Genomic DNA, 17,789 nt, shown 5'->3' with positions numbered 1-17,789 from the left:
CGATAATTTGGGGTCGTTTGTCGTTTCTTCAAAATGGTGTTGGTGACAGCGCTAACCGGCAAGGTCAAAGGGAAACGAATAAGGGGGAGGCTGTTTAGATCGATTCCGGGGATTCCCGGAGATAACCCCGCCACGGCCCCAATCAATTTGGTCACAGACTTGCAATTGGCCAACCATCTAAAGATGCTATGCGCGCAGCGCACAATGCGGTCTGGCAAGGCCTTGCGCCGGCTTAACAAACCGAGGAGCTTTCGTGGCAGCAGAAATTGGGCACCTGTCCCTGTGGTTGGCATTGGCCGCCGCCCTGTGTTTATCCGTCTTCCCGCTGGTGGGGATATCCCGTGGTATTGCCGCCTGGCAATGGTATGCCCGGCCGCTGGCCTGGGTGCAGTGGCTGGCGATGACTGTGGCCATGATTGCGCTGGGTTACAGCTTCTATATCAATGATTTCTCGGTCAGTTATGTGGCCAATCACAGTAACTCGGCCTTGCCGCTGGGGTATCGGATCTCGGCGATCTGGGGCGGCCACGAAGGCTCGCTGCTGTTGTGGGGCTGGCTGCTGTCATCCTGGGCCGCCATGGTGGGCTGGCTGAGTCGCAGTGTTCCCCAGGAGATGGTGTCCCGGGTGCTGGCGGTGATGGGCATGATTGCGGTGGGCTTTCTGTTGTTCATGCTGCTCACATCCAACCCGTTTGATCGCACCTTACCCTGGTTCCCTCTGGACGGTGCGGATCTGAATCCGCTACTGCAGGACCCGGGGCTGATTGTCCATCCGCCCATGCTCTATATGGGCTACGTGGGCTTTTCGGTGGCTTTCGCCTTTGCTGTGGCCGGCCTGCTGGCCGGTAACCTGGATCCGGCCTGGGCCCGCTGGGCGCGTCCCTGGACCACAGTAGCCTGGTGTTTTTTGACCGTGGGCATCGCGCTTGGCTCCTGGTGGGCCTACTACGAACTAGGCTGGGGCGGCTGGTGGTTCTGGGACCCGGTGGAGAATGCCTCGCTGATGCCATGGTTGGCCGGTACCGCACTGATCCATTCCCTTGCGGTGAGCGAAAAGCGCAATCTGTTCCGTGCCTGGACGGTGTTGTTGGCCATCATTACCTTTTCCATGAGCCTGCTGGGGACCTTCCTGGTCCGCTCCGGTGTGCTCACCTCGGTGCATGCCTTCGCCAATGATCCCACCCGCGGTGCCTTTATTCTGGGTTTCCTGGTGGTGGTAGCTGGCGGGGCGCTGACCCTGTTCGCGGTACGCGCCTCTGCCCTGCGCAGCGATGGTGGCTTCAAGCCGCTGTCTCGCGAGGCCTTCCTGCTGGGCAACAACCTGCTGCTGCTCACCGCCATGGCGGTGGTGCTGGTGGGCACTATCGCGCCGTTGTTCTTTGAATGGATGGACCTGAAGATCTCCATCCGCAGCCCGTACTTCAATGGCTTTTTCGTGCCGCTGACTTTCGTACTGATCCTGCTGCTGGTTCCGGGAGTGTTCAGCAACTGGAAGCGACAGGATGGCAATACCCTGATCCGGCGTATTGCGCTGCTGTTGCCGGCGGCGATGATTGCCGGCTGGTTCGGTGCCCGCATTCCCGAGCCGTCACCCTGGCAGGGTGTGCTGGCGATGATGCTGGCGGTCTATCTGATTCTGGCCCATGGCGATGATGTGTTGCGTCGCGCCAGTGCCTACGGGGTGGGACTGGTCGCCGGGATGCGCAAGCTGGCCCGTAGTTACTGGGGTATGGTGATTGCCCACTGCGGCCTGGCGGTCATGGTGGCTGGCATTGCCCTGGTCAGCTTCCACGAGGTGGAGCGGGATATCCGCATGGCGCCGGGGGATGAAGTGCAGCTTGGCGATTACCGGTTTGTGTTCGACAGCCTCGATGAGTATCGGGGTCCCAATTTCGATTCCACTCGCGGTCACTTCGATGTGTTCTGGCAGGATGAGCCTGTGGGGCGCCTTAATCCGGAAAAACGGACCTACCATGCCAGCCGTCAGGTGATGACAGAAGCCGCCATTGATGCCGGCTTCTGGCGAGACCTGTACGTGGCCATGGGAGAGCCGCTGGAGAGTGGCGATGCCTGGGCGGTACGGATCTACTTCAAACCCGGTATCCGCTGGATCTGGCTGGGCGCCTTGATCATGGCCCTTGGCGGAGCGCTGGCTTTGTCTGACAAGCGCTACCGCCGCCAGAAATTCGCAACCCCGCAAACCGGAGAGGCCCAATGAAAGCCAATTCCCCCTGGGTATTTCTGCCGCTCGCCGGCTTTGTGTTGCTGGCAGTCGTGCTGGCCAGTGGTCTCGGACGTGATCCGCAGGAGCTGCCGTCGGCGCTGGTCGGCAAGCCGGTGCCCGGTTTTACGCTGCCCTCGCTGCTCACCGAGGAAACCTTTACCGAGCAATCCCTGACCGGACGCTGGCAGTTGCTTAACGTATGGGCAACCTGGTGCCCGACCTGCCACATCGAGCACCCCTACCTGCTGACGCTGGCTGCCCAGGGCGTGCCGATTACCGGCCTCAATTACAAGGATGAGCTACCGGCGGCACGGGACTACCTGGCCAACATGGGCAATCCCTTTACCCATGTGATCGTGGATCAGGATGGCCAGCTGGGCCTGGATCTGGGTGTCTATGGCGCACCGGAAACTTTCTTGATCAACCCGCAAGGTGAAATCGTGTTGCGTCATGCCGGTGATCTCAACGCGCGGGTATGGAAGGAAAAGTTTCTTCCCCTGCTGCCGTCCAGCAACACCGGTGGAGGTGATGCATGACCCTGCTGAGAGTAGTGTTGCTGGTGTTGCTGCCGCTTCAGGCCATGGCGGCAATCGATGTCTATCAATTTGAGAATGAGCAGCAGGAAGCACGTTTCCGTGTCCTGGCGGAAGAGTTGCGCTGCCCCAAATGCCAGAATCAGAGCATTGCTGATTCCGACGCCGAGCTGGCCCAGGATATGCGCGATCGTGTCCACAGCATGATTCTGGAAGGCAAGAGCGATGCGGAAATCGTGGATTATTTCCGTTCGCGCTTTGGTGACTTTGTCAGCTATCGCCCGCCGGTCAACGCCCAGACGTCGGTGCTGTGGCTGATCCCCTTGCTGATGTTGCTGGGAGGGGGGACCTTGATCATTTTTCTGCTGCGCAAAGCCAGTGCCCGGGCAGATGAGAACGACAGTAACCAGGGGGATGCACCATGATGTGGATGTTGGCGGCAGCGGTGGTGCTGTTACTGCTTGGCGCTTCCCTGTGGTGGCAGTGGCGCCGGGAAGCCCGTCGCGCCGGACGACCCACCTCAGGCGGGATTGGTATTCCCCTGATCGTGATGGTGCTGGCGGTAGCCGGCTACCTGCTGGTGGGAAAAAATGAACACACCGTCGCCTGGCTGGAGCATCAGGAAAGCTATGGTGATGCGGCCCGCGCCATTGTGGCGGGCAGGGCCCCGGACATGGCAGCGGCAGAGATCCCTGCCGGCGCCATGGCGCGAGTGCTCCAGTCCCAGCTTTCCCGCACGCCCTCCGCCACCGGCTGGTTTGCGCTGGGTAGCCTCTACGATCAGCTGGGGGCGCCGGCCCAGACAGAAGAAGCGGCGCGGAAGTCCCTTGCACTTGATCCGCAATCCACCACCTCGCATCTGTTGCTGGCCCGGGCGCTGATTGAGAAAGCGGGGGGCAAACTAAACGAGCCCGCTCGGGAAGAGATTCAGTGGGTGCTGGATCGCGAGCCGACCCACGATGGAGCCTGGATGCTGCTGACCATGTCCGCTGACCGGGCCGGGCAGTTCGATGTTGCCATCTCAGGCTGGGAATCGTTGCTCAGTCGTCACGAGAATGGGGAAACCGGTGATCTGCTGCGCCGTGGGCTGGAGAACTCCCGCATGCAGAAGGCCCGCCAAGGCGTCTTTGCCTCACTCAGTGCTGAGGTGAGTGGCAACAACCTGCCGGCCGGTGGGACCCTGTTTGTCTATATTCGTGAGCAGGGCAGCAGTGGGCAGCCGTTGGCCGCCCGGCGGCAGGTGGTTCCGGCATTCCCGGCAACGGTCAGCCTCAGTGCAGAGAACTGGCTGCAGGCCTATCCATCAGAGGATACCGATCTGGTGATCGGCGCCCGCTATACCCCGGCCCCCGGTGCTGCCGTGGACCAGGCGATGATTGGTGCAGGGCCTGTGCCGTTGTCCCTCCCCCAGCAAACGCCTGTGTCTCTGACCCTGTCAGCGCAATAACCCCTGTCATTGATGCAAAATGTGTGCGTGCGACCTAGGTCGCACGCGCCGTCCCTTGTGGAGAAACGGGCCTCAAGGTAAAGTTGCACCCCTTCGGAGGCCCTTGGGGTCTGTTTTCGTCTCTATCATGAAGCTGCCGAGTGGCTGTTTTTGCCCGCTAGCCCTTTGTTTTCGGGCATTTGGGGCAAGCTGGTACGCCGGGCAGGGCTGCTAGAAAGGGACGAGGGCAGAACGTTGCCTCTTCTGAATCACAGAAAGATGGAGAATCCTATGCGTGTCATCCTGCTTGGTGCTCCCGGTGCGGGCAAGGGCACCCAGGCGCAGTTCATCAAGGAACAGTTTGGTATTCCTCAGATTTCCACCGGTGACATGCTGCGTGCTGCGGTCAAGGCAGGAACACCGCTGGGTCTGGAAGCCAAGAAAGTGATGGATGCCGGTGGCCTCGTCTCCGACGACATCATCCTGGGCCTGGTGAAAGAGCGTATCGCCGAGAGTGATTGCGCCGCGGGTTTCCTGTTTGATGGTTTTCCTCGCACTATCCCCCAGGCTCAGGCGCTGGTGGAGCAGGGTGTAGACATCGATTACGTGGTGGAAATCGACGTGGATGATGAAGAAATCATCGAGCGTCTCAGTGGTCGCCGGGTTCACCCCGCCTCCGGTCGTGTCTATCACGTGAAGTACAATCCGCCGAAGGAAGCGGGCAAGGACGATGAAACCGGTGATGAGCTGGTTCAACGTGATGATGATCAGGAAGAAACCGTACGCAAGCGTCTGGAAGTGTACCAGGCCCAGACCCGTCCCCTGGTCGATTTCTACCAGGAACTGGCCGAAAAGGGCGAAGCCAATGCGCCGCGCTATGTGCGGGTTGCCGGTGTCGGTTCTGTTGATGATATCCGTGACCGGGTGCTGGCAGGCCTGAAAGGCTGAAAGTGATCCAGGTAAACAAGAAAAGGGAGGCTTCGGCCTCCCTTTTTTTTGGCCGCTCTGCGGCTGCAACACGCTTCACGCAATATGCGGCACGCAAAGCCGGGCGAATCCGTCATCAAAATCGAAAACCGCCTTCGGTCAATCCTGACCTGTCCTTTTCCCGTTAATCAGCGATAAACCTTTTTTGCCGCTACGCGGCTATAAAGCGGCAACCTGCTGCCCCCCTGTGGGAGCTTGCCTGCAAGCGATTCCCTTTCAACAGGGTCTCCATCGCTTGAGTCTACCCTGAGGGGCATGGAGAGCTCCCGCCGCTACAATGAGCGGCCTCGGAGAGACGGATGCAGTGGGAGCGCGAAAGGATTTGATAACTCTGTATGCCTTTGACCTGCACCTGGAAATCACCGCACAAGATAGATCTGTTGTCGCGGTTGGCAGGTCTGGCAGGAAGAGAGGGAGGTGCGTCTCTTTGCGCATGTGGTACGCAGTGATCCTTTTCTCGTTTTCGGCTTGCTAAAACCAGGCAGGATTCTCAAGAAGCAGCAGGCCTGAGAGATGCGGAGTCATTTCGTGTGGGTTCATTTGGCGTGTTAGGGCCTCTGGCAATCTGGCACTGGTGGGGCAAATTCGGGGTATTCGGGGAAACCTGAATAATCGAGTTTCCCGCTCACCAGAGATGAACCTGATCGTTTAGCGAGGTCTGATCACGAAGCATTCTGCCGCCCTGGATGATGGCTGCTCCTCTTTTTTTTCAGCCAGAACTGGGGGCGGAGTGGAGCTTTTCTGGTTGAGCATTGTCACCATTCTACTCATTTCGGGACATGCTGCAGCTCCCGTTACCCTGTTTCCCGCGTTTGTTTTCTCATTTTTGCGCGCGAATTTTCCATTACTGACTCCACTTTATAACGGGCTGGGCTGATACCGGTTTGTCACCTTGCGCATTGGCGTTGGTTAATCGTTGAAGGAAGAAAGATGATTATCTGTGCGTTGTACGGGCGGGAGTGGATGATCAGGCATATCCATCCTCAACGATCCCGTGATGGCCCCTGTTATTTTCAAAAGTGTCAGGCCTTTTATGCCTTTGCGAGGAAAATAGCGGTCGCCAAGCCGTCTTTTCTGAAAAGCAATGGAGCGCCAGGTGTTATGACTGAGGCAAAAATAATGACGAAAGACGGTGCCATTTTTCCGGGTAGCGGATGAATAAATCAGGCCTGATTTCTGGAGAATAAAATTCAGAAAAGCAGGGAAGGGTGGTGAAAAAAATTAACAGAACGAAAAATGAAAATTGAATTGATCAAATAATGTACCACCCGAATTTTTTTTATGCTATTTTTCTCTTGTCGCAGTAATGATGACAACGCTATAGCTTAGGAGATCAATCATGGCTCGAGCAAAAAAAGCCGCCGCAAAAAAAACTGCGGCTCGTAAACCAGCAGCAAAGAAAACTGCAGCGGCCAAGGCTCCGGCCCTGCCGAAGTCTGTGACTAATGCTGAAGCCAAAGTGAAACTGCAGCAGAAGGCAGTGGATCAGGCACAGAAAAAAGTCGCCCAGGCTGAGACCAAACTGGACAAGCACCGTGCCAAGGTCGATGGCGAAAATGCCAAACTGGCCAAATTGCGCACCGATACCGCTGCCAAGCGTGACAAGGCAAAAGCCAAGCCTACCGCTGCAGCCAAGCGTGCTGTTGATACCGCACGTGGCAAACTGAACACCCTTCGCCTCAAGCTGCAGGATATCCGCGCGGAAGCCAAACTGATCCGTGCCGAAATCCAGGCCGCCAAGAAAGTTGTGGCTCGCGAGCTGAAAAAGCTGCGTACTGCAGAGCGCAACATGAAAGCCAAGCTGCGTGAGCATGAGCGCAAACTGGCCAAGAAAGTGAAAGCTGAGCAGAAGAAGGCGGAAGCCAAGGCCAAGGCAGCAGCCAAGCGTGAAGCGGCCAAGGCCAAGCGCGCTGCCAAGAAGAAATCTGCTGCACCGAAGCGCAAGAAGGCGGCAGCAAAGAAGGCTACCACTAGCAAGGCGCCGGCCAAGAAGAAGGCCGCTGCCAAGAAAGCTACTACCAAGAAGAAAGCCGCCACTCGCAAGGCTCCTGCCAAGAAAAAGGCAGCTGCCAAGCGTGCACCCAAGGCGAAAGCCTCTTCCTGATTTCTTTTCAGGATATGGCAAGGAAAGCCCCGCTCTGCGGGGCTTTTTTGTGGGCCGCTCTGCGGCTGCATCACGCTTCATGCAACGCGCAGCATGCAAATCCGTGAGAACCGCATCGGTGCCCTTTACCGGATGCCTTCATGCGAGGTAGTTGTGATCGTGGATGGGAAAGGCTCCGTTTTCCAGCACGCCCCCCCATCAAGATAGAAAATCACCTTCGGCCAATCCTGGCCACTCTGCGGCCGCAACAGGCAACACGCGCAAGGTAAAAACCGTCAATCGGGTGTGACTTCAGCGGAGAGGCGCAGTAAGGCACTCCTGCCAAAGATCCCCCCCTTGTCTGCCCGGTTGGTGTCAGTTGTCGGTTTCCACATCAATCAGGGATGCGTGCTTCTCCGGGCAGCAGAGCCACTGGCGAAGCCCGGTGTCATATCTCAGTGAACTCTGTGTGCTCAGCGGTGGAAATCGCTTTTCCCGCAGGTGTAGGGAGGAGGGAGAAGGAGCCGGGAGTGTAATCATAAAAGTTGTTGATAATGATTCGCGTTAGGGTTAGCATCATTCCCAGAGATTGAGGAATGGCGTATGTACGTTTGTATCTGCAAGGGCATCACTGACAACCAAATACGGGAAGCGGTCGAAAATGGCTGCGACAGCCTGCGTGATCTTCGTCGGGAACTTGGGGTTGGAAGTCAGTGTGGCAAGTGTGCCCGTCACGCCCGTCAGGAACTGCGTGAGGCCCGTAGCGCAAGCCAGGCGACCTCTTTCTCCCATTCCACAGCGGAACCGGTCATGTTCTGGCCGCAACCGGCATAACAATCGTTCTCATTTCGATAACTGATTGTATTCAATGCGTTTTTTCTCCCCCATTCTGCCTTGTTAACAGGGGCTTCATCCTGAACAATAGGGGCCTGTCAGCTTCCCTAGTTCAACGGATGGAGAAACCCCATGAAAGGCGACGCCAAGGCCATTGAGTACCTGAATCGGGCACTCGGTAACGAGCTTGTAGCCATTAACCAGTACTTCCTGCATGCCAAGATGTACAAGGATTGGGGCCTGCACGCGCTCTACGAAAAGGAATACCACGAGTCCATCGATGAGATGAAGCATGCGGACTGGCTGGTAGACCGAATCCTGTTTCTCGAAGGCATGCCCAATCTGCAGGACCTGGGCAAGTTGATGATTGGTGAAAACACCAAAGAGATGCTCGAGTGTGACCTCAAGCTGGAAAAAATTGCGGTTCCTGACCTGCGTGAGGGGATCGCCTATTGCGAATCCATTCAGGATTACGTGTCCCGGGATCTGCTTAATCGCATCCTCGAATCCGAGGAAGAACACATCGATTGGCTGGAAACCCAGCTCAACCTGATCGACCTGGTAGGCATCGAAAACTACCTGCAAAAACAAATTGAACCAGAAGATGACTGATTGCTGAACTTTTGAGCGATAAGCGCTTGACTCCCCGAGAGCGTTTCGGAATAATGCGCAGCCTCTCGGGGCGATACAGCAACGAGATGAAAAAGCGCTGGTAGCTCAGCTGGATAGAGCATCTGGCTACGAACCAGAAGGTCGGGGGTTCGACTCCTCCCCAGCGCGCCATACAGACGAAGGGCTTGCAGAGATGCAGGCCCTTTTCTGTTTCTGGGCTACATCAATTTTTCTCCGCACAATTTTCTTTCCTTGTTGTTTATTCCTGACGTTAAACGGGGCGTTTGCGGCTGTTCTTGTCGTTCTGAACCGATGCTGTGCGCCGGATTTGCACTGCTGGCGGGCGCCAGCACTGTGTATTGATAAAAACCACCAAAACGTCATGACGCTACTACTGTCGTCCCATTGCGCATTGTCGACAATCCGCTTACATTCCGCGCAATCACAGAAGTGAATCCGCAAGACCCGCCACGTGATTGGTGTATTGGCCACAGGCCTTTGCTCCGCGCCTGCGGGTGACTAACCGCTAACGGAACCGTTAGATAGGAGTGTTCCATGGACCCACTGATGTCCCAGGGCCTCGAGCTCATGCTGGTCGGCATGGGGGTGGTGTTTGTTTTTCTGGTCGTCCTGGTGGGAATCACCACCTTGATGTCAGCGCTGGTTCAGCGTTTTGGAAAAGCCCCGGTCGCCCCGGTAGCAGCGGCTGCTGCTACTCCGGTATCCACTGCAACGGATGTACCTTCCGCTGCGGTGATCAAAGCCATCGAACAGGCCGTGCGTCAGCATCGCCAGTCTTCCCAGTCATAATCCGGAAATCATCATGAGTAAGAAACTTGGCATCACCGATGTGGTGCTCCGCGATGCGCACCAGTCCCTGTTTGCAACCCGTATGCGTCTGGACGACATGCTGCCGATTGCTGCCGAGCTGGACGAAATCGGCTTCTGGTCTCTGGAGTCCTGGGGCGGCGCCACCTTTGACGCCTGTATCCGTTATCTGGGCGAAGATCCCTGGGAGCGTATCCGCGAGCTGAAGCAGGCCATGCCGAACACTCCTCAGCAGATGCTGCTGCGTGGCCAGAACCTGCTGGGTTACCGCCACTATGCCGATGACGTTGTGGATGCGTTTGTTGAGCGTGCCGCGGAAAATGGCGTGGATGTGTTCCGGGTGTTCGATGCCATGAATGACATGCGTAACATCGAGCGTGCCATTGCTGCCGTCGTGAAGCAGGGCAAGCATGCCCAGGGCACCATCGCCTATACCGTGAGCCCGGTGCATACCATGGATATGTGGGTAGAGCAGGGCAAGGTGATCGAGCAGATGGGCGCACACTCTGTGGCCATCAAGGACATGGCTGGCCTGCTGCGTCCCAATGACGCCTTTGAACTGGTTAGTCGCCTGAAGGCGGCCCTGACCATTCCGGTCCACATGCAGTGTCACGCCACCACCGGCCTGTCCACCGCCACCGCGCTGAAAGCGGCCGAAGCGGGTATCGACAATGTGGACACCGCCATTTCTTCCATGTCCATGACGTATGGCCACAGCCCCACCGAGTCCGTGGTCGCCATGCTGGAAGGCACCGACCGCGATACCGGTCTGGACCTGAAGAAACTGAACAATATCGCCAGTTACTTCCGTGACGTGCGCAAGAAGTACGCACAGTTCGAAGGCAGTCTGCGTGGTGTAGACGCCCGTATCCTGGTGGCCCAGGTGCCGGGCGGCATGCTCACCAACATGGAAAGCCAGCTGAAAGAGCAGGGTGCCGCGGATCGTTTCGATGACGTGCTGGAAGAAATTCCGGCGGTACGCAAGGATCTTGGCTACATCCCGTTGGTCACCCCGACCTCCCAGATTGTTGGCACCCAGGCGGTATTGAACGTGCTGTCCGGCGAGCGCTACAAGGTGCTCAGCAAGGAAACCCAGGGCGTGCTGCGCGGTGAATACGGCGCCGCACCGGCCGACTTCAACAGCGAGCTGCAGGCCCGAGCCCTGAATGGTGATGAGCCGGTGACCTGTCGTCCTGCGGACCTGATCGATAATGAAATGGACAGCCTGCGCGAGGAAGTGGCCGGGCTGGCCAGCGAGAAAGGTCTGAGCCTGTCTGAAGGCGAGCATCGTGATGATGACGTGCTCACCTACGCCTTGTTCCCGCAAATCGGCCTGCGCTTCCTGGAGAAGCGTGGTGATGCGTCAGCCTTTGAACCGGTGCCCACCGGTGCGGCTGCACCAGTAGCCGCGGCCAACAGCGAAGGCGTCTACACGGTAGATGTGGATGGCAAGCAGTACACCGTGAAAGTGAGCGATGGCGGTGATGTTACCGGCATCAAGTCCATTGGTGGCGGATCCGCCCCGGCCCCGGCTGCACCAGTAGTGGGCGACCCCGCCAACAGCATGCCGGTACCGGCCCCGCTGGCAGGCAATATCTTCAAGGTACTGGTGAAGCCGGGAGACCGTATTGCCGAAGGTCAGAAGATCATGGTGCTGGAAGCCATGAAAATGGAGACCGACGTGTCTACTCCGGAAGCCGGTATCGTTACCGAAGTGCTGGTCAAGGAAGGCGATGCCGTTACCGTTGGCCAGACCCTGCTGACTGTGGAGCCGGCCCATGGATAAACTGGAAACCCTGTGGCTAAGCACGGGCCTGTACCACATGAGCAGCGGTCAGCTGATCATGATGGTGGTGTGCCTGGGACTGCTGTGGCTGGCGGTGCACAAGAAGTTCGAACCGCTGTTGCTGCTGCCGATCGGCTTTGGCGGCATTCTCGCCAACATTCCCATGGCTGGTCTGGCGGAATCCGCCATCAGCCAGGCGCTGCATTTCGGTGATCAAAACCTGCTGGCCAGCATGGCCCAGGTGCTGGGCATGGATGTGGATGCTGGCCGTCAGGCCCTCTACAAGGCTGCCGAAGCGGCGGGCCCGGCAATCCACGACCAGCTGCACTATCTGGCGGTCAAGGCCAACTACGGTGACGGTATCCTGTACCTGATCTACACCGCAGGTCTGACCACCGGCATCTTCCCGCTGCTGATCTTCATGGGCGTGGGCGCCATGACTGACTTCGGTCCGCTGCTGGCCAACCCGCGTACCCTGTTGCTGGGTGCAGCTGCCCAGTTCGGCATCTTTGCCGCCCTGCTGGGGGCGCTGGCGTTGAACTGGCTGGGGCTGGATTTCAGTCTGCAGGATGCGGCGGCCATCGGCATTATCGGTGGCGCGGACGGCCCGACCTCCATCTATGTGACCACCAAGCTGGCCCCGGAACTGCTCGGTGCCATTGCCGTGGCGGCCTATTCCTACATGGCGCTGGTGCCGATCATCCAGCCGCCGATCATTCGTGCGCTGACCAATGAGAGCGAACGCAAGATCAAGATGGAACAGCTGCGCCCGGTGAGCCAGGTGGAGAAGATTCTGTTCCCGGTGCTGTTGCTGATTCTTGTGGCGCTGGTGTTGCCGGATGCGGCGCCGCTGCTGGGCATGTTCTGCTTCGGTAACTTGATGAAGGAATCCGGTGTGGTGAATCGTCTGGTGGATACCACCAGCAACGCCCTGATCAATGTGGTAACCATCATGTTGGGCCTGGCGGTGGGCTCCAAGCTCAGCGCAGAAAAGTTCCTGGTGGTGGAAACCCTGGGGATTCTTGCACTGGGTCTGGCCGCCTTCATGATCGGTACCGCCACTGGGGTGCTGATGGGCAAGCTGCTCAATCGTTTCAGCCATCACCCGGTCAATCCCATCATTGGTGCCGCCGGTGTCTCTGCCGTACCCATGGCTGCCCGGGTGGCCAACAAGGTGGGGCTGGAGTCCAATCCCCACAACTTCCTGCTGATGCACGCCATGGGCCCCAATGTGGCGGGTGTGATCGGCTCAGCGGTTGCCGCTGGCGTGTTGCTCAACTTCGCCGGTTGATACCCCGGGCGGTGCCGGCCTGCCCGGCACCGCCACCCTTCCGTTTTTTTAACGCCCGCTTCTCCTTCTTTCGGTGCGTTTTGATGTGTCGCCAAGTACTTGTCTGCCGCTTTACACCGTGATTTGCGCTACACTGTGCGCCTTTGTACCCGCACTGCTATCGGCAAATAGGTGACCCCATGACTGATTCCCTGACGATTCTCCGCCCGGACGACTGGCATCTGCATTTCCGCGATGGTGAGATGCTGGCGGAAACCGTGCCGGCCACGGCGAATGTATTTGGTCGGGCCATTGTCATGCCGAACCTGACGCCGCCGGTAACCACCGTGGCCGAAGCCGCGGCCTACCGTGAGCGTATTCTGGAGCGGGTGCCGGCCGGAGTGACCTTCGAGCCGCTCATGGTGCTTTACCTCACCGACAGCACGCCGGTGGAAGAAGTGGCTCGTGCCGCAGAAAGCGACTTCGTCCATGCCTTCAAACTCTATCCTGCCGGTGCCACCACCAACTCAGACAGCGGCGTCACGGATCCGGGCAAGATTACCCACCTGTATGAAGCCATGGAGAAGTACGATGTGCCGCTGCTGGTGCACGGTGAGGTGACCGATGCAGACATCGATATCTTTGATCGCGAAAAGATCTTCATCGACCGTTACCTGTACGACATCCGTCGTCAGTTTTCTGCCCTGCGGATTGTCTTTGAACACGTGACTACCGCGGAAGCGGTGCATTTTGTTCAGGAAGTGAATGATCTGACGGCGGCCACCATTACCCCACAGCATCTGCTGATGAACCGTAACGACATGCTGGTGGGCGGGGTGCGCCCGCACAATTACTGCTTGCCCATTCTAAAGCGTCGCCAGCATCAGGAAGCCATTCAACAGGCGGTACTGGAAGGGCATCACCGCTTCTTCCTTGGCACCGATTCGGCTCCCCATGCCCGCAGCAAGAAGGAGGCGGCCTGTGGCTGCGCCGGTTGTTACTCTGCCCGCGCTGCCTTGCCGCTGTATGCCAGCTTCCTGGAGCAGCACAATGCCCTGGACAAGCTGGAAGGCTTTGCCAGCCGTTTCGGCGCTGACTTCTATCGCATGCCCCATCACACCGACACTGTCACCCTGGTGCGCAAGCCCTGGGCGGTACCGGAAGTGATCGAAGCCGCCGGTGAACCGATGGTGCCGTTCTATGCCGGTCAGGAACTGCCCTGGTCTCTGGCCTGAACATGGACCGCATTGCCGTGGTGGTGCTGACCGGGTTTCTCGGCAGCGGCAAGACTACCCAATTGAATGCGTGGCTGGCACAGCGTCAGGATATGGCGGTGCTGATCAATGAGCTGGGCGACATCGGCATTGATCAGCTTCTCACGCAAAAAACCGGCGTACCGGTCACCTTGCTGGCCGGTGGCTGTGTCTGTTGCGTGGTTCAGGGCTCCCTGTCGAGCACATTGCGCAACCTGTTCATGGCGCGCAAGAACGGCGAGATTCCCGCGTTCTCCCGGGTGGTGCTCGAAACCACAGGGGCTGCCGAGCCCTCGGGGGTGCTGGCGCCGCTGGAACAGGATCCCTGGCTAAAAAAACGTTTCTACTGTCAGTCGGTACTGACGGTAGTGGATGTGGCGGCCGGGGCGGCGTCGATTCAGCGTCATCCGGAATGTCTTGAGCAGATTCAGGCTGCAGATCTGTTATTGCTGTCTCGCACTGATCGGGTGGATGCCGGTGCCCTTGCCGAATTTGCGCAGCAATTACAGGCGCTGAACCCATCGGCAGAGCAATGTCCAACGCCGGCGCCTGCCGAGCTGCTGGACCGTGAGTTCGAGCATCGTTGCCGCATTACCGGCAGCCTGACCCTGAGCCAGCCAGATGCGCTATCGCTTTCTCCTGCCAGCAGCGTGGTGGCACCTTCTTCCTCCTCTCGCCACCAACTTTATAGTGCCTCGCTGATCTGGCCTCACCGGCTCAGCTGGCAGCACTGGCAAGCGGCGTTGCAACAATTGGGTGGTCAGTGCGGTGAGGCGCTGGTGCGAGTCAAGGGGCTGCTGCAGGTGGAGGGGCTGGATGGTCCACTGCTGGTGCAGTGGGTGGGTACAGCCGATCCTGAGCTGACGCCCATGAACCGCTGGCCGGATGACGATGTCCGCACTCGCCTGGTATTGATTGTTCGTCATCAGAACGCTGACTTTGCCCGCCAACAGATGGCACACTGGGAGTCATTGCTGGAGCAGTTGCGCAGCGCACCGACTCACTGAACAGGACCCGTTCGCCAATGGGTTATCTCTATCTTGCTATCGCCATTCTGGCGGAAGTGATCGCCACCTCGGCGCTCAATGCGTCGCAAGGCTTTACCCGGTTATGGCCGTCGGTGATTACCGTGGCAGGCTACCTGATTGCCTTTTATGCACTCGCCTTGACCTTGCGCACGATACCCATGGGTATCGCCTATGCGGTTTGGGCGGGGACAGGTATCGTGTTGATTGCACTGGTGGGAATGCTGGTGTTTGATCAGACGCCAGACTGGCCTGCGGCTCTTGGTATGGGGCTGATTGTGGCCGGGGTGGTTCTGGTGACTGTGGTCTCGAAAACGTCTTCGCATTAACAGGAAGGGATTGCTGTGACAGAAAGGATGGAAAGCGTCGAACAGGCCGTGGATGCGGTGATCGAAAAAACCGCTGGCAAGATTCGATTGGCCATGCCGCTGGGGTTGGGCAAACCCAATCGTTTCGTCAATGCGCTTTACCGTCGCGTTGAGCAGGATGCCAGTCTCTCGCTGGATATTTTCACCGCGCTGTCGCTGGGGCGGCCCAGTGCCGGCAGCGATCTGGAAAAGCGTTTTCTGGAGCCCTTTGCCGATCGTGTGTTTGGCGATTACGAAGAACTGGCCTACCTGAAACCGGCAAAAAAAAGTGCCTTGCCGGCCAATATCCGTGTGTTCGAATTCTTCTTTCAGCCGGGCAGCATGCTCGGTAGCGCCAGCGCCCAGCAGCACTACATCAGCAGCAACTACACCCATGTGGCCCGTGACCTGAATGCCCGCCGGATCAATGTGGTAGCCCAGCTCCTTGCCCATCGCAACGTGGAGGGCAATGACGAGTACAGTTTTGCCTGTAATCCGGAAGTGACTCTGGATCTCATGCCGTTGCTGCTGGCGCGACGCGAAGCCGGTGAAACCATTCTCTCGGTGGGGCAGGTGCATAAAGACCTGCCGTTCATGGAAAACGACGCCCGGGTGGCGGACTGGTTGCCCCACATGGACATGGTGGTGGATGACCCGGACGCCCATACCCGCCTGTTCAGTACCCCCAACATGCCGGTGAATGTGCAGGACCACTTTGTCGGTCTGCATGCCAGCACCCTGGTGCGCGATGGCGGCACCTTGCAGATTGGTATTGGCGCGCTTGGTGATGCGCTGGTTCACCATCTGCGCCTGCGTGACCAGGACAACGAACGCTATCTGCGCCCGCTGGCTGAATGGGGGCTGCCAGACAGCCAGCAAGAGATGATCGACAGGGAAGGTGGCACCGGCGTCTTCGCAGAAGGCTTGTACGGCTGCAGCGAGATGGTTACCCATGGCCTGTTACAGTTGGTCCAGGATGGCATCATTCGTCGTCCGGTATATGACTGGGAGCCGCTGCAGCAACTGGAAATGCACGAGCCCAACCAGCCAGGACTGGCGCTGCTGGATGTGCTGCGCGAGCAGTCCGCCATCAGTCGACGCCTGGACCGCTCCCAGATCCGGACTCTGAAACGGTTCGGTATTTTCCGCGACGGGGTGCGCAAGCAGGGCGACATGCTGGAATTGCCCAACGGCGTGCAGGTGGCCAATGATCTGGATGACCGGGCCACCCGTGAGGCGTTGAAAGCGGTACTGGGAGATCGTCTGAGCGGCGGTATCGTCATGCATGGTGGCTTTTTCCTGGGCCCGGCGGCGTTCTATGAGCGGCTGCGTAATTTGACCGATGAGCAGCGCGCGGCCATCAACATGACGCGTATCAGTTACGTGAATCATCTTTATGGAGATGAAGCGCTCAAGCGTCTGCAACGGCAGGATGCCCGCTTTGTGAATACTGCCTTTACGGTGACGCTGCTGGGCGCCGGGGTGGCCGACCAGATTGATGACGGCCGGGTCCTCAGCGGAGTGGGCGGGCAGTACAACTTTGTCAGCCAGGCTCATGAACTGGCGGGCGCCCGTTCCATTCTGATGGTGCGGGCATGGCGTGAGCGAGCCAGCGAGGCCATGAGCAATGTGGTGTTCGGTTATGGGCATAACACCATACCCCGTCACCTGCGTGATGTGGTGGTCACCGAATACGGGGTCGCTGATCTGCGTGGCAAGAGCGATGAAGAAGTCATCATGGCCATGCTCAACGTGTCTGACAGCCGCTTTCAGATCAGTCTCATGGAAGAAGCCCAGGCGGTTGGAAAGCTGCGCAAGGATTACCAGATTCCGGAAGCCCACCGGCGCAACAATCCTGAGCATCTGCACGAGATTGCCGAACGTTGCGGGGCAAAAAGTTTTCCCTTGTTCCCGCTCGGCTCGGATTTCACTGATACAGAACAGCGTCTGCTCAAGGCGCTCACCTGGCTCAAGGAAAAGGTCGGCCACAAGGAGTTTCTCAAGCTGGGTAGGCAGGCGTTGTTCCATGAAGGCAGCGAAAGCGATTTCGCCGCTGAGCTGGATCGCATGGGACTGAAAGAGCCGGCAGGGGTGAAAGAGCACCTCTATCAGCGATTGCTGCTCACGGCTCTGGAGGCGGCGAGCTAACGAGCTACAAGCTACAAGCTACAAGCTACAAGCTACAAGCTACAAGCTACACTCGATTGGATAGAACAACCCGGGAAAGTTCCCGGGTTTTGTAGTCTTTCTACGAAGCCGCTGTAGGAACGTAGCGCAGCGTAGTAACGCACGGAGTGCGGCCCGAAGGGTGAGCGAAGCGAATAACGCCACTTGAGGTGCGAACCGAGCGACAGCGAGGAACTGAGATGCTGCTGGCACAGGTCTCTGTGATAACCCGTAGGAGCGTGCCTGCACGCGATCCGAGCCCAAGCGAGGTAAGCATTCCAGAAGCGAGTTTCGAGTACCGGGTTTCAAAAATCCAAAACCAGTAGTCGGGCGCGAGGTTTGCATCTTTGCCTTTCCAAACTCGCTTCTCGCAACTCGAAACTGATTACCTCGCCAAGGCTCGGATCGCCTGCAG

At 58.2% G+C, this 17,789-nt stretch carries 15 protein-coding genes and 1 tRNA gene; all 16 read left to right on the top strand.

Annotated features, from left to right (window positions below):
• The first annotated feature begins 253 nt into the window (after positions 1-253).
• The 16 genes from MWU49_RS04795 to MWU49_RS04720 all read left to right on the top strand — a co-directional run bounded on the left by MWU49_RS04795 (position 254) and on the right by MWU49_RS04720 (position 17,356).
• Positions 254-2,218 (top strand): heme lyase CcmF/NrfE family subunit, encoded by a 1,965-nt coding sequence (locus tag MWU49_RS04795; RefSeq protein WP_246968840.1) that lies wholly within the window; start codon positions 254-256, stop codon positions 2,216-2,218.
• The gene (locus MWU49_RS04790; RefSeq protein WP_246968838.1) at positions 2,215-2,760 is read left to right on the top strand and encodes a DsbE family thiol:disulfide interchange protein; all 546 of its coding nucleotides are present in this window, start codon (positions 2,215-2,217) and stop codon (positions 2,758-2,760) included. The genes MWU49_RS04795 and MWU49_RS04790 overlap by 4 nt, the downstream gene beginning before the upstream one ends.
• Positions 2,757-3,182, top strand: a complete 426-nt coding sequence (locus tag MWU49_RS04785; protein WP_246968837.1) for a cytochrome c-type biogenesis protein — start codon at positions 2,757-2,759, stop codon at positions 3,180-3,182. The genes MWU49_RS04790 and MWU49_RS04785 overlap by 4 nt, the downstream gene beginning before the upstream one ends.
• Positions 3,179-4,204, top strand: coding sequence for a cytochrome C biogenesis protein (locus tag MWU49_RS04780; RefSeq protein ID WP_246968835.1), 1,026 nt, complete (start codon positions 3,179-3,181; stop codon positions 4,202-4,204). Before MWU49_RS04785 ends, MWU49_RS04780 begins: the two co-directional genes overlap by 4 nt.
• 270 nt (positions 4,205-4,474) lie before the next feature.
• Positions 4,475-5,131 carry an adenylate kinase gene (gene adk, locus MWU49_RS04775; protein WP_246968832.1) on the top strand — a complete coding sequence of 219 codons (657 nt, stop codon included), beginning with the start codon at positions 4,475-4,477 and terminating at the stop codon, positions 5,129-5,131.
• 1,378 nt (positions 5,132-6,509) lie between these two features.
• Positions 6,510-7,274: a hypothetical protein gene (locus MWU49_RS04770; RefSeq protein ID WP_246968829.1), complete on the top strand. Its 765-nt coding sequence runs from the start codon at positions 6,510-6,512 to the stop codon at positions 7,272-7,274.
• Between the two features lie 582 nt (positions 7,275-7,856).
• On the top strand, positions 7,857-8,087 hold the full coding sequence (locus tag MWU49_RS04765) for a bacterioferritin-associated ferredoxin (RefSeq protein ID WP_246968827.1): 231 nt from the start codon (positions 7,857-7,859) through the stop codon (positions 8,085-8,087).
• A 132-nt stretch (positions 8,088-8,219) separates the two neighbouring features.
• A complete protein-coding gene (bfr, locus tag MWU49_RS04760) occupies positions 8,220-8,699 on the top strand; it encodes a bacterioferritin (RefSeq protein ID WP_246968824.1) in 480 nt (159 codons plus the stop codon).
• A 94-nt stretch (positions 8,700-8,793) separates the two neighbouring features.
• A tRNA-Arg gene (locus MWU49_RS04755) sits at positions 8,794-8,870 on the top strand.
• Positions 8,871-9,254: 384 nt separating this feature from the next.
• Positions 9,255-9,509: an OadG family transporter subunit gene (locus tag MWU49_RS04750; RefSeq protein WP_246968822.1), complete on the top strand. Its 255-nt coding sequence runs from the start codon at positions 9,255-9,257 to the stop codon at positions 9,507-9,509.
• A 13-nt stretch (positions 9,510-9,522) separates the two neighbouring features.
• Positions 9,523-11,313 (top strand): sodium-extruding oxaloacetate decarboxylase subunit alpha, encoded by a 1,791-nt coding sequence (oadA, locus tag MWU49_RS04745; protein ID WP_246968820.1) that lies wholly within the window; start codon positions 9,523-9,525, stop codon positions 11,311-11,313.
• Positions 11,306-12,604, top strand: coding sequence for a sodium ion-translocating decarboxylase subunit beta (locus MWU49_RS04740; protein WP_246968818.1), 1,299 nt, complete (start codon positions 11,306-11,308; stop codon positions 12,602-12,604). Before oadA ends, MWU49_RS04740 begins: the two co-directional genes overlap by 8 nt.
• 179 nt (positions 12,605-12,783) lie before the next feature.
• Positions 12,784-13,818 carry a dihydroorotase gene (gene pyrC, locus MWU49_RS04735; RefSeq protein ID WP_246968816.1) on the top strand — a complete coding sequence of 345 codons (1,035 nt, stop codon included), beginning with the start codon at positions 12,784-12,786 and terminating at the stop codon, positions 13,816-13,818.
• A gap of 2 nt (positions 13,819-13,820) precedes the next feature.
• Positions 13,821-14,843: a GTP-binding protein gene (locus tag MWU49_RS04730; protein WP_246968813.1), complete on the top strand. Its 1,023-nt coding sequence runs from the start codon at positions 13,821-13,823 to the stop codon at positions 14,841-14,843.
• Between the two features lie 17 nt (positions 14,844-14,860).
• The gene (locus tag MWU49_RS04725; RefSeq protein ID WP_246968811.1) at positions 14,861-15,190 is read left to right on the top strand and encodes a multidrug efflux SMR transporter; all 330 of its coding nucleotides are present in this window, start codon (positions 14,861-14,863) and stop codon (positions 15,188-15,190) included.
• 15 nt (positions 15,191-15,205) lie between these two features.
• Positions 15,206-17,356, top strand: a complete 2,151-nt coding sequence (locus MWU49_RS04720) for an acetyl-CoA hydrolase/transferase C-terminal domain-containing protein (RefSeq protein WP_246968808.1) — start codon at positions 15,206-15,208, stop codon at positions 17,354-17,356.
• The last annotated feature ends 433 nt before the right edge of the window (positions 17,357-17,789 follow it).

This window comes from Alcanivorax sp. S6407, assembly GCF_023016115.1.
Lineage (GTDB): Bacteria > Pseudomonadota > Gammaproteobacteria > Pseudomonadales > Alcanivoracaceae > Alcanivorax.
The sequence above is the reverse complement of the archived record's forward strand: the minus strand, read 5'-3'. Positions and strand labels throughout refer to the sequence as shown.

Coding starts and splice junctions, on each gene's coding strand:
- oadA (WP_246968820.1), top strand. CDS start 9,523: ATGAGTAAGAAACTTGGCATCACCGATGTGGTGCTCCGCGATGCGCAC.
- MWU49_RS04740 (WP_246968818.1), top strand. CDS start 11,306: ATGGATAAACTGGAAACCCTGTGGCTAAGCACGGGCCTGTACCACATG.
- adk (WP_246968832.1), top strand. CDS start 4,475: ATGCGTGTCATCCTGCTTGGTGCTCCCGGTGCGGGCAAGGGCACCCAG.
- MWU49_RS04790 (WP_246968838.1), top strand. CDS start 2,215: ATGAAAGCCAATTCCCCCTGGGTATTTCTGCCGCTCGCCGGCTTTGTG.
- MWU49_RS04785 (WP_246968837.1), top strand. CDS start 2,757: ATGACCCTGCTGAGAGTAGTGTTGCTGGTGTTGCTGCCGCTTCAGGCC.
- bfr (WP_246968824.1), top strand. CDS start 8,220: ATGAAAGGCGACGCCAAGGCCATTGAGTACCTGAATCGGGCACTCGGT.
- MWU49_RS04750 (WP_246968822.1), top strand. CDS start 9,255: ATGGACCCACTGATGTCCCAGGGCCTCGAGCTCATGCTGGTCGGCATG.
- MWU49_RS04725 (WP_246968811.1), top strand. CDS start 14,861: ATGGGTTATCTCTATCTTGCTATCGCCATTCTGGCGGAAGTGATCGCC.
- MWU49_RS04780 (WP_246968835.1), top strand. CDS start 3,179: ATGATGTGGATGTTGGCGGCAGCGGTGGTGCTGTTACTGCTTGGCGCT.
- MWU49_RS04730 (WP_246968813.1), top strand. CDS start 13,821: ATGGACCGCATTGCCGTGGTGGTGCTGACCGGGTTTCTCGGCAGCGGC.
- MWU49_RS04770 (WP_246968829.1), top strand. CDS start 6,510: ATGGCTCGAGCAAAAAAAGCCGCCGCAAAAAAAACTGCGGCTCGTAAA.
- MWU49_RS04765 (WP_246968827.1), top strand. CDS start 7,857: ATGTACGTTTGTATCTGCAAGGGCATCACTGACAACCAAATACGGGAA.
- pyrC (WP_246968816.1), top strand. CDS start 12,784: ATGACTGATTCCCTGACGATTCTCCGCCCGGACGACTGGCATCTGCAT.